We start from the raw sequence: 10,339 nt of genomic DNA, 5'->3' as shown, positions 1-10,339 counted from the left end.
GCGGTGGCACTCCTTGGTCGCGAGTCACCTGTGGCGGTGGAGCACGGCGTCGTGCTCGCGTCCGAGACTAGCCACCCTGCCGGGGGGACCGTCTGCCGGGGAGCGGTCGGGTGTCTCGCCCACGGGACACTTTCGACCGGCTACTCGGCGACGACGTCGAGGGTGCGGACCGTCGGGTCCGCCGCGTAGGCGATCCGGCTGCCCGCCGCGCGGGCGGCGCGCAGGGCGTCGACGGCCTCGAGGGTGACCTCCTCACCCGGCGCCAGCACGGGGATGCCGGGCGGGTACGGGGCGACGAGCTCGGCACAGACCCGGCCCACCGCGCGCTCCAGCGGCACGCTCTCGCGCCGGGCGAAGAAGGCCTCGCGAGGGGAGGCCACCTGCACCGGGTCCACCGACCAGACGCCGGCGGCGACCACCGGCCGGGGCGTGCCGCGGTGCCGCTCGACGGCCTCGAGGAGGGCCAGGGTGAGGTCCTCGATGCCGCGGCGCGTGTCGGCGAGCGTGACCATCGCGACGACCGTGTCGCGGTCGGCCATCTCCAGAGGCCGTCCGCCCGCGATGAGGTCGTCCTCCACGGCGTTGCCGTCGGCACCGGTGCCCGGCAGGACGAGGACGAGGCGCGTCGGGTCCACCGTGGGTCCGTCGAGGACGACGAGGCCGGGCACGCGCTGGAGCCGGCGGCGGGCGGCCGCCACCGCGTCGACGACCTCGCCGAGCAGGGCCTCGCCGTCGCGCTGGAGGAGGGCGCGGGCGGCGTCGATGCTCGCGAGGATGGCACCGGCGGGGCTCGTCGTGGCGGTCGCCTCGACCCCGGCGTGGAAGCGCGCGCGGCTGATCCGGCGGCTGCGGGCGAGGACGATGGCGCCCTGCGACCACGCCGGAAGGGCCTTGTGCGCGCTCGTCACGAGGGCGTCGGCCCCTGCCGCGATGGCGTGGGGCGGCAGGGCGGGGTGGAACCCGAGGTGCGCGCCCCAGGCGGCGTCGACGACGAGGGGCACGCCGTGCCGGTGGGCGACCTCGGCGAGCGCCCCGACATCCCCGACCGTGCCGACGTAGGACGGGTCGCCGACGAAGACGGCCCTGGCGTCGGGCGCGGAGACCAGGGCGGCCTCGAGGGCGGCGGCCGTGATGCCGAGGGGCAGCCCGTGCGTCGGGTCGACCTCCGGGCGCACCCACACGGGATCGAGGCCGGCAAGGACCAGCCCGAGGAGCATCGACCGGTGCAGGGTTCGGGCCACGACGACCCGGTCGCCCGGCCGTCCCACCGCGAGGGCCAGCGCCTGGTTGCCGTGCGTCGACCCGCCCACCGAGAAGCGGCACAGGTCGGCGCCCCACAGCCGTCCGGCTCGGTCCTCGGCCTCGTCGACGACGCCGCGGGAGAGCTTCATGGTGTCGAGACCGGCGTAGAGCGGGACGTCGCCGGCCACGACGTCGCCGACGAGGTCGTGGCGCTGCTTGTGCCCCGGGATCGTGAAGGGTGTCGGCGCCTCCTCCTGGAAGCGCAGCCACGCGTCGAGCAGCGGCGCGTCACCGCGCAGCCGGCGCGGGTCAGTCGGCATGGCGCCCGGACCAGGCCGTGACGGCGTCGACGAGCGCCTGCGCGTACGCCCGCACCTGCCGGAGGTCGACCCACTCGTCGGCCGCGTGAAGTCCGCCACCGGCCGGACCGCACACGACCACGGGGATGCCGGCGGCCTGCCAGAGCGGCGCCTCCATCCAGTAGGGGGCGTGGAAGGGCTTGGCCGGGGCGGTGTCACCGAGGGCGGCGAGGAGGTCGTCCGAGAACGTCGCCGCGGGGCCGGTGCTGTCGGCACGCCAGGCCTCGCGGGCCATGGTGAGGGTCGCGGTGGCGGTGACGGTGGGGTCGGCGGCGTGCAGGGTGTCGAGCAGGTCCTCGACCTCGGCGAGCGCGTCCTGCGAGGACTCTCCCGGGACCGTGCGCCGTTCCACCACGGCCCGGGCGGAGCGCGCGAGGACGAACGGCGACTCCCCCCCGGCGGCGACGGTGACCATGAGCGAGCCGCCGGGGTCGGGGAGGTCGTGCGAGCGGGCCTCGACGGCGGCCAGGAGCCGGCCGAGGTGCGTCACCGCGTTGACCCCGCGCTCGGGCTGCGACGAGTGGGCAGCGCGCCCCTCGAGGACGACCTCCACGAGGGCGTACCCCCGCAGGCTCGCGGCGGCGGCCAGCCACGTCGGCTCCCCCACGACGGCGACGTCGGGCCGGACCCCCAGTCCCGGCAGGGCAGTGATGACGGCCTCCGCTCCCAGGCTCGCGTCCTCCTCGTCGGCGACGAGGGCGAGGACGACCCGACCGGGGGTCCGGGAGCGCGCGAGCGCCTCGGCGGCCACGACCATCGCGGCGACGCCGCCCTTCATGTCGCAGGTGCCGCGGCCGGTCATCCGGTCGCCGTCGGCGACCGGGTCGAAGGGGGTGGGCATGCCGGCGACGCCGACGGTGTCGACGTGGCCGGTGAGCAGGACCGTGGGGCCGGAGGCTCCGCTCGGGCCGATGGCGACGAGGCTCGGCCGGTCGCGGTGGCCGTCCGGTGTGATGACGTGGGTCTCGAACCCGTTGCGGCGCAACCGGTGCGTGAGGAGCTCGACGACCGCACCCTCCCCCGCTGCGCCGGGCACGAGCCCCGGGTTCACCGAGTCGACGGCCACGAGCTCGGCGGTGAGGGCGACCGCCGCCGGCCCGACGTCATCCACCGTCACGGCGGTGCCGGCGACGGTCGTGGTGGATCGGTCGGTGCCCACGCGGTGACCCTACGCCGAGGGGCACACCGCCCACGAGCCCCCGCGACACCGGGCCGCGAGTGCGGAAGCGGCTGCCCCGGCGACCAGTTCCGCACTCACCGCGGGGGGTGGGGCTGTGGATGACGGGTCGGGTGGGGCTCGTGGGCTCACTAGGGTGGGGTGGTGCCCCTCGAGCCCGACCCGACGCGCGCCGCGGCGCTCCTCGCGCGGCTCGACGCCCTGCGCGCCGTCGTCGCCGAGGCCGAGGAGGACGTCCTGGCGTCCCTCGTCGTCACCGGGGAGCCGCACGCCCAGCGCGTCCTCGACGACTGGCTCGACCAGGTCGCCGACACGCTGCGGGCCGTCGGCGCCTCGGCCGACGAGCTGGCCCCCACGGTCGCCCGGTTCGCACCCTCGACCCCGGACGCAGCGCGCGCCCCCCGCGCCGTGCACGACCACACCGCTTCCGACCTCGAGGTCGGACGGTGACCGTCGTGCCCGGCGATGCCGCGTCCCTGTCGGCGTGCGCGCGGACGGCCCGCGAGGTGTCCCGACGGCTGGAGGCCGAGGGGTCGGCCCTCGCCTCCGCCACGAGTGCGGTCGGTGACGACTGGACCGGCCGGACCTCCGCGACCACCCGGCAGGCCGCCGACGGCCTCACGACGGCCGCCGCCACCCTGGCCGCCCAGCTCGACCACGTGGGACAGGTCCTCCAGGACCAGGCCACCGACCTCGCCGACCTCGTGGCTCGCGAGCGCACCCTGCGCGAGCGCGGGGCGCGCGCCGGCCTCGAGGTCCGCGACGGCCGGGTCGCCCCCGCCTGGGGCGTCAGCGGCACCGCTGACCTGGATGCGGCCCGCGAGCGCGAGACGACCCGCGACCTCCTCCAGGCCGACCTCGACCTCGTCGCCGCCCAGCACACCCGGCGCCGGGACTTCGTCCTCGAAGTCCTGCGGGACTCCACGACCACGCTCGCCGAGGTCTCCCACGTCCTGCGACGCGGGTGAGAGGATCACCGGACCGACGAGCGAGAGGACGCCAGAGTGCGACTCCAGACGCGTGAGGAGCTGGCCGGGACCGTCGACGAGGTCCACGCCCTGCTCACCGACCAGGCCTTCCAGGAAGCCAAGTGCGCCGCGACGACCGACGACGGGACGTACACCGTCGACGTCAGCGGCTCCGCCCCGAAGCAGCGGGTCCGCACCCAGCGGCAGCTGCCCTCCGACGGCCTCCCCGACATCGCGCGCTCCTTCGTCGGCGAGCACCTGACGATCATCGAGGTCATCGACTGGTCCGGCCCGGCGGCCGATGGGTCGCGCGAGGCCGTCGTCGACATCCACGTCAAGGGTGCGCCGCTCACCATCAAGGGGACGCTGCGGCTCGTGCCGTCGGGCTCGGGCACCGCCGAGGTCCTCGACGCCGACCTCAAGGCGAACGTGCCCCTCATCGGCGGGCGCCTCGAGAAGGCCGCGGCCGAGCCGATCACCGCGGCCATCGGCATCGAGGCGAACCTCCTGCGGGAGTGGCTCGCCCGCTGACTGTGCACTGATGGCGAATAACCCACGCGGAGAGCCGTTCTCCGCGTGGGTTATTCGCCATCAGTCGAGGGTGTCAGCCCATGTGGGGGTAGCCGTGCGCGGTCGGCGGCACGAAGTTCTCCTTGATGGAGCGCACCGAGGACCAGCGCAGCAGGTTCGCCGCCGAGCCGGCCTTGTCGTTGGTGCCCGACGCGCGGCCGCCGCCGAAGGGCTGCTGCCCGACGACCGCACCGGTCGGCTTGTCGTTGATGTAGAAGTTGCCGGCCGCGAACCGCAGGCGGTGCATGGCGTCGGCGATGGCGGCCCGGTCCTGCGCGATGACGGCGCCGGTGAGCGCGTACGGCGCGACCGACTCCATCTGGTCGAGGACCTTGTCGTACTGGCGGTCGGGGTAGACGTGCACGGCGAGGATCGGGCCGAAGTACTCGGTGGAGAACATCGCGTCGGCCGGGTCGCTGCTCTCGACGACGGTGGGCCGCACGAAGTAGCCCACGGAGTCGTCGTAGGTGCCGCCGGCGACGACGTCGAGGTGCGCCGTGGCGTGGGCCCGGTCGATGGCGGCCTTGTGCTTGGCGAACGCTCGGTCGTCGATGACGGCGCCCATGAAGTTCGACAGGTCGGTGACGTCGCCGACGGACAGCCCGTTGGTGATCTCGACGAGGTCCTTCCTGATGACCTTCCACAGCGAGCGCGGCACGTAGGCCCGCGACGCGGCCGAGCACTTCTGGCCCTGGAACTCGAACGCCCCGCGGATCAGGGCGGTGCGCAGCACGTCGGGGTCGGCGCTCGGGTGGGCGAGGACGAAGTCCTTGCCACCGGTCTCGCCGACGATGCGCGGGTAGTGGCGGTAGGTCGTGAGGTTCTCGCCGATCTCGCGCCACAGGTGCTGGAAGGTCGGGGTCGAGCCGGTGAAGTGCAGGCCGGCGAACTCGGGGTGGCGCAGGACCACGTCGGACACGGCGATGCCGTCGCCGGCGACGAGGTTGATGACGCCCGGAGGCATCCCCGCCTCCTCGAGCAGCTCCATCGTCAGCTGGGCGGCGAGCTGCTGGGTCGGCGACGGCTTCCAGACGACGGTGTTGCCCATGAGCGCGGGCGCCGTGGGCAGGTTGCCGGCGATCGCGGTGAAGTTGAACGGGGTGACGGCGTAGACGAAGCCCTCGAGGGAGCGGTAGTCGCTGCGGTTCCACAGGCCGCGGGAGTTGGCCGGCGGCTGCTCCTCGATGATCTGGCGGGCGAAGTGGACGTTGAAGCGCCAGAAGTCGATGAGCTCGCAGGCGGCGTCGATCTCGGCCTGGTAGGCGGTCTTGCTCTGGCCGAGCATCGTCGCGGCGTTGACCCGGGCGCGCCAGGGGCCGGCGAGGAGGTCGGCGGCCTTGAGGAGGATGGCGGCGCGGTCGTCGAAGGACAGCTCGCGCCACGCGGGGGCGGCGGCGACCGCGGCGTCGACGGCAGAGGCGGCCTCGGCCTTGGTGGCGCCGCGGGTGACGCCGAGGACCTTGCGGTGGGCGTGCGGCTGGCGGACCTCGATGCGGGGGCCCTTGCCGGTGACGCGCTGGCCGCCGATGGTGTGGGGCAGCTCGTGCTTCGTGGAGCCGAGCTCGACGAGCGCCACCTCGAGGGCGGCGCGCTCGGGGCTGCCGGGGGCGTAGTCGAGGACGGTCTCGTTGGTCGGGGTGGGGACGTGGGTCACAGCGTCCATGTGGTGGGGCTCCTCGTTCGGGTCACGACGTCGGGTCGGCCCCCACTCTCGCGCCGTCGGGGATCGCGGCGCAAACCCACTGGCTGCCCGGCCGGGTGCGCGTCAGCCGCCGGCGAGGAGCGCGCGGACGTCGTCGAGCTCGGTGACGTCGTACCAGAGCAGGTCGGCGGCGTCGGTGGCTCCCGGCTCCTCGTCGACGTGGAAGGAGACGAAGCCGCGGCGCTCGAGCGGGGCCGAGAGCTCGACCCGGGACGCGACATCGGGAGCGGTGGGACGGCCCACGGTGGCGGCGTCGACGTCGGCCGACCCGATGACGCGGCGCCGACGGCCGTCGCCACTCAGCAAGACGGCCTCGTCGGCGGCGGCGAGCCACGCGGTGTGCTCGAGCTCCTCCTCGTCGGTGGTCAGCCCGGGGCGGCCGAGCGCTGCCGTGACCGCGTGGGCGGACCTCGGGGCCGGGCCGACGGACCGTCCCGCCGCGAGGTCGTCGAGGTCGGCGGCGGTGAGCGGCAGGTAGACGCGGGTCAGGGGCACGGTGCTCACCTCACCCCGACCCGAGGGGCGTCGAGGAGCTCCTGGAGCGCGTCGACCACCCCGCGGCCGAGGACGTCGGCGTCGGGCATGGCGTCGCGGTCGGCGTAGAGGCCGTAGTAGACGCCGCCGTCGTACGAGGTGAGCCCGATGGAGAGGGCCTGGTCGCGGCCCAGCGGCGTCACGGGGTAGGTGGAGACCATCCGGGCACCGGCGGCGTAGAGCGGCGTCTGGGGACCGGGGACGTTGGTGATGACGACGTTGTACAGGCGCCGCGACACCATCCCGCCGAGGCGGGCGCCGAGGGCGTGCATCGTGGGCGGCGCGAAGCCACCGAGGCCGGCGAGCGTGTCGGCGGCGACGGCGCGGCGCGCTCCCCCCTCCATCTGCTGGCGCATGGCGAAGGCGATCTGGTGCAGGCGCATCGAGGGCTTGGACTCGCCGACGGGGAGGTCGACGAAGCACGCGGTCATCTGCGCGCCCACGGCGCCGTCGGCGGTGTCGTGCACGGAGACCGGGACCATGGCGCGGATCGTCGTGCCGGGGTAGACCGACTCCCCGCGGGTGAGGAGCCACGAGCGGAAGGCCCCGGCCACGGTGGCGAGGACGACGTCGTTGACCGAGACCTCCTCGGCGAACGAGCCCCGGCCGAGCCGGGCCCGGATGGTGCGGTAGTCCTCGAGGTCGGTGCCGATCATCACGTAGCGACGAGCGCGGCCGATGGAGGCGTTCAGCGGCGAGGTGGGCGCCGGGCGGGCCGACATCCGGGCGACGGTGGACAGCACGTCGCCGGCGACCGAGGCGACCTTGCCCACGGTCTTCTTCACGTCGGCGACGCCGTTCTGGACCGTGTCGACGACCTGGCTCGGGCTGCGGACCGCGTCGGTGAGCGCGCCCACGACGAGCTCGACGCCGCTGGGCTCGGGCCGGGCCCGCCAGGTGGTGCTGACGCTGTCGGCGCCGGTCGGGTTGCCGTCGACGAGGACGTTGCCGATGTCGACCGCGCTGATGCCGTCGACGAGGCTGTGGTGCGTCTTGGTGATGATGGCGAAGCGGTCCTCGGCCAGTCCCTCGACGAGGTAGACCTCCCACAGCGGTCGGCTGCGGTCGAGGGGGCGCGGCTGGATGCGCGCGACGAGCTCCTCGAGCTGCTCGTCGGAGCCCGGGCGGGGCAGGGCGCTGCGCCGCACGTGGTAGCTCATGTCGAACGTCTTGTCGTCGACCCACACCGGGTTGGCCAGACCCCCGGGGACGGTCTTGATGCGTTGCCGGTAGCGCGGCACGTGCGCGATCCGCTCGCTGATGAGCGCGACGAGGCTCTCGTAGTCGAAGCCGTCGGTGGGGGCGTCGAACACCATCACCGAACCGACGTGCATCGGCGTCGTCGCGTCCTCGAGGTGGAGGAAGGACGTGTCGAGCGAGCTGAGCCGGTCTGCCACGGAACCCATCGTGTCAGACGGCCTTGCCATGGTCGGGCAGGACCGTGGTGGGCGGTTCCTTCCTGCGTCGGCCCCGGCCGGTGGCGCGGCCCGCCCGTCGGCGGCTGCGGGAGGCGGTGCCGGGTGCGGCGCGCGGGTCCAGCTCGGCGGCGAGGTCTCCGACGGCGGCCACGAGGACGGCCTGCGGGGAGGTCTCGACGAGGGTGCGACCGGCGAGGAGCGCGGCGTCGCACTCGTCGGGGCTCCACGGCAGGAGGCGGATGCGCTCCATCCCCGCGAAGCGGTCGAGCACCTCGCGGATGGCCCGCTCGGGGCGCGGACCGGCCACCGAGGCCCGCACCTTGTTGACGACGACGGTGGGCACGGGCGAGGCGACGACCGCCACCTCCTGGACGGCCCGGACCAGCCGCTGGAGCCCGACCGGGTCGGCGGCACCGACGACGACGAGGTGGTCGGCGGCCTCGAGCGCCGCGAGGGTGGCGGCGTTGCGCCGCGGGGCGACGGTGTCGTAGCTGAGCTCCTCGTCGTCCTCGATGGCGAAGCCGACGTCGACGACGACGTGCTCGGCGACCCGGCGCGCGAGCCGCAGGACGTCCTCGACGGCGGCGGCGCGCAGCTCGGGCCAGCGCTCGGCGCGCGGGAGCCCGGTGAGGACGCGCAGGCCGGGGACGACCTCGGGCGCGAGGCGGGCGAGGGCGGGGACGTCGAGGGTGCCCTGCTCGGAGGCGCGGGCCGCGGCGGCGACCCCCGGCGCCTCGTCGACGAGACCGAGCACCTGCGCGACGCTGGCGCCCCAGGTGTCGAGGTCGACGAGGAGGGTGCGCACCCCGGAGGCCGCGAGGGTGGCGGCCAGGGTCGTGGCGACCGTGGTGCGGCCGGGGGCGCCCGTGGGACCCCACACCACGGTGAGAGCACCCGGCCGGTCCGCGTCCCCCTCGGGCCGGTCGTCGGGAGTTCCGGCGGCGCCCACCGCGCCGCCGAGCGCGTGCGGAACCTCCCACGGGTCATTGCCCCCGGCCGCCGGCAGCCCCGAGGTCGTGGAGCCCGCGAGCGCCGCCAGGGCGGCGCCCACCTCGTCGGCCGGGTCGTCGGGCCGGATGATCGTGGCGACCCCGAGCTGCCGCAGACGCCGCTCCCCCTCCTCGTCGCGCGGTGCCACGAGCCCGGCCACCCGGACCCCGTGGCCGGCGAGGTGGCGCAGGGCGTCGCGGTCGAGGCCGCGCAGGTCCGGCGAGACCACCGCGACCCGGGCCACCCCGGCCGCACCCACGGACAGCAGCTCGGCGAGGTCGGCGCAGCGACGCACCAGGGCGAGGTCGGGCGCGGCCTCGAGGACACGCACGAAGTCGGCCTCGTCGCGGTGCGTGACCGCCGTGACGACCGTCGTCACGAGCCGGCCGCCGTCACCCCGCCGGGGACGGGCACGAGCGTGATCCGTGCCCCGGCGTCGACGTCGGCGACGAGGTCCTGGACGTCGGCGCGCGGCACCATCACGTGCACGGCACGGGTCTCGGTGGCGCCGCCGAGCACGGCGTCCTCGCCCGCCACCCGGGCGACCGAGACGGACTCCAGGGCCAGCTCGGGGCCCTCGAAGGTGGGGGTGCCGACGGTCGTGCCCGTGGTGGGGCGGTTGACGTAGACGTCGACGACCGAGCCCCGGGCGAGGGAGGAGGCGGACGTCGCGTCGACGAGGAGTGCCACCTGCTGAACGTCGACGCGGTCGGGCCCTCCGACGGCGGAGACCGGGACGAGCTCACCCGGACGCAGGTCGCGCAGCGCGAAGGTGCCGGCGGGCAGGGCCGTGTCGGCCGGCAGGTAGGCGGCCGCGCCGTCGCCGAGCAGGACGTCGACCCGGACGACGTCGGCCTCGGTGAGCTGCTGGCCGGGCGCCACCTGGCCCTTCGCGGCCCACACGGGGACCCGGTCGTCGGCCCGCGCGACGACGACGGCGCCGAGGACCGTGGACAGCAGCACCAGCAGCACGCCGACGACGAGCCGGGAGTCCCGCCACGACGGGGCGCGCAGCCGCGAGGCGGTGGGGGTGGGCAGGTCGCTCATGCGGCGATTCTGGACGAGGCCGGGCGGGTCCGCCTCCGGAGCGGACCGGGCCTGTGGACAACCGCGCCGAGGCCCTCACCTGTGGATGGCACACTGACGACGTGGCGCGCCGGTTCATCCCCCTCACCGAGGTCTCCGAGATCCTCGACATCTCGGCAGCGCAGGCCTATGCCCTCGTCCGCAGCGGCGACCTGCCCGCCATCAAGGTCGGGGGACGCGGGCAGTGGAGGGTGGAGACGGCCGAGCTCGAGCAGTACATCCAGCGCATGTACGCCGAGACCCGCGACTTCGTCACGACCCGGGCCGACCGGCCGACCGACGAGGCCTGACGC

Annotated in this window: 11 protein-coding genes; 4 read left to right on the top strand and 7 right to left on the bottom strand. The window is 75.1% G+C overall.

The annotated features are described in order from the left end of the window. Positions 1-140 precede the first annotated feature (140 nt). The gene (locus ACFLFB_RS06640; RefSeq protein ID WP_392544923.1) at positions 141-1,562 is read right to left on the bottom strand and encodes an aminotransferase class I/II-fold pyridoxal phosphate-dependent enzyme; all 1,422 of its coding nucleotides are present in this window, start codon (positions 1,560-1,562) and stop codon (positions 141-143) included. Continuing rightward, entirely contained in the window at positions 1,552-2,760 is a 1,209-nt protein-coding gene (locus ACFLFB_RS06635) for a M20/M25/M40 family metallo-hydrolase (protein WP_392544922.1), read from the bottom strand. Before ACFLFB_RS06635 ends, ACFLFB_RS06640 begins: the two co-directional genes overlap by 11 nt. 162 nt (positions 2,761-2,922) lie before the next feature. Between ACFLFB_RS06635 and ACFLFB_RS06630 the strand changes: the two genes are divergently transcribed. Genes ACFLFB_RS06630 through ACFLFB_RS06620 form a run of 3 tightly spaced genes read left to right on the top strand, consistent with a single transcriptional unit; the run spans position 2,923 to position 4,277 of the window. Beyond that, complete coding sequence (locus tag ACFLFB_RS06630; RefSeq protein ID WP_392544921.1) at positions 2,923-3,228, top strand: hypothetical protein; 306 nt, start codon at positions 2,923-2,925, stop codon at positions 3,226-3,228. Continuing rightward, entirely contained in the window at positions 3,225-3,746 is a 522-nt protein-coding gene (locus ACFLFB_RS06625; RefSeq protein WP_392544920.1) for a WXG100 family type VII secretion target, read from the top strand. The genes ACFLFB_RS06630 and ACFLFB_RS06625 overlap by 4 nt, the downstream gene beginning before the upstream one ends. A gap of 36 nt (positions 3,747-3,782) precedes the next feature. Continuing rightward, a complete protein-coding gene (locus tag ACFLFB_RS06620) occupies positions 3,783-4,277 on the top strand; it encodes a DUF2505 domain-containing protein (protein ID WP_392544919.1) in 495 nt (164 codons plus the stop codon). A gap of 73 nt (positions 4,278-4,350) precedes the next feature. Here the strand turns inward: ACFLFB_RS06620 and pruA are convergent, their stop codons facing one another. From pruA to ACFLFB_RS06595, 5 genes are all read right to left on the bottom strand, one after another. After that, positions 4,351-5,979 carry an L-glutamate gamma-semialdehyde dehydrogenase gene (gene pruA / locus ACFLFB_RS06615; RefSeq protein ID WP_392544918.1) on the bottom strand — a complete coding sequence of 543 codons (1,629 nt, stop codon included), beginning with the start codon at positions 5,977-5,979 and terminating at the stop codon, positions 4,351-4,353. A gap of 102 nt (positions 5,980-6,081) precedes the next feature. Then, positions 6,082-6,513, bottom strand: coding sequence for a DUF6912 family protein (locus ACFLFB_RS06610; RefSeq protein WP_392544917.1), 432 nt, complete (start codon positions 6,511-6,513; stop codon positions 6,082-6,084). 5 nt (positions 6,514-6,518) lie between these two features. After that, a complete protein-coding gene (locus ACFLFB_RS06605; RefSeq protein ID WP_392544916.1) occupies positions 6,519-7,949 on the bottom strand; it encodes a wax ester/triacylglycerol synthase family O-acyltransferase in 1,431 nt (476 codons plus the stop codon). A gap of 13 nt (positions 7,950-7,962) precedes the next feature. Then, positions 7,963-9,339: a CpaE family protein gene (locus ACFLFB_RS06600; RefSeq protein WP_392544915.1), complete on the bottom strand. Its 1,377-nt coding sequence runs from the start codon at positions 9,337-9,339 to the stop codon at positions 7,963-7,965. Next, complete coding sequence (locus tag ACFLFB_RS06595) at positions 9,336-10,007, bottom strand: hypothetical protein (RefSeq protein WP_392544914.1); 672 nt, start codon at positions 10,005-10,007, stop codon at positions 9,336-9,338. Before ACFLFB_RS06595 ends, ACFLFB_RS06600 begins: the two co-directional genes overlap by 4 nt. Before the next feature lie 101 nt (positions 10,008-10,108). Between ACFLFB_RS06595 and ACFLFB_RS06590 the strand changes: the two genes are divergently transcribed. Then, positions 10,109-10,336, top strand: a complete 228-nt coding sequence (locus tag ACFLFB_RS06590; protein ID WP_392544913.1) for a helix-turn-helix domain-containing protein — start codon at positions 10,109-10,111, stop codon at positions 10,334-10,336. Positions 10,337-10,339: the final 3 nt, after the last annotated feature.

It is taken from the genome of Oryzobacter telluris (assembly GCF_043099285.1).
GTDB classification, from domain to species: Bacteria; Actinomycetota; Actinomycetes; order Actinomycetales; family Dermatophilaceae; genus Oryzobacter; species Oryzobacter telluris.
Note: the sequence above shows the minus strand (reverse complement) of the source record. Positions and strands in the feature narration are given on the sequence as shown.

Excerpts from the sequence above, each read along its gene's own strand:
- ACFLFB_RS06640 (WP_392544923.1), bottom strand. The coding sequence starts at position 1,562 with ATGCCGACTGACCCGCGCCGGCTGCGCGGTGACGCGCCGCTGCTCGAC.
- pruA (WP_392544918.1), bottom strand. The coding sequence starts at position 5,979 with ATGGACGCTGTGACCCACGTCCCCACCCCGACCAACGAGACCGTCCTC.
- ACFLFB_RS06595 (WP_392544914.1), bottom strand. The coding sequence starts at position 10,007 with ATGAGCGACCTGCCCACCCCCACCGCCTCGCGGCTGCGCGCCCCGTCG.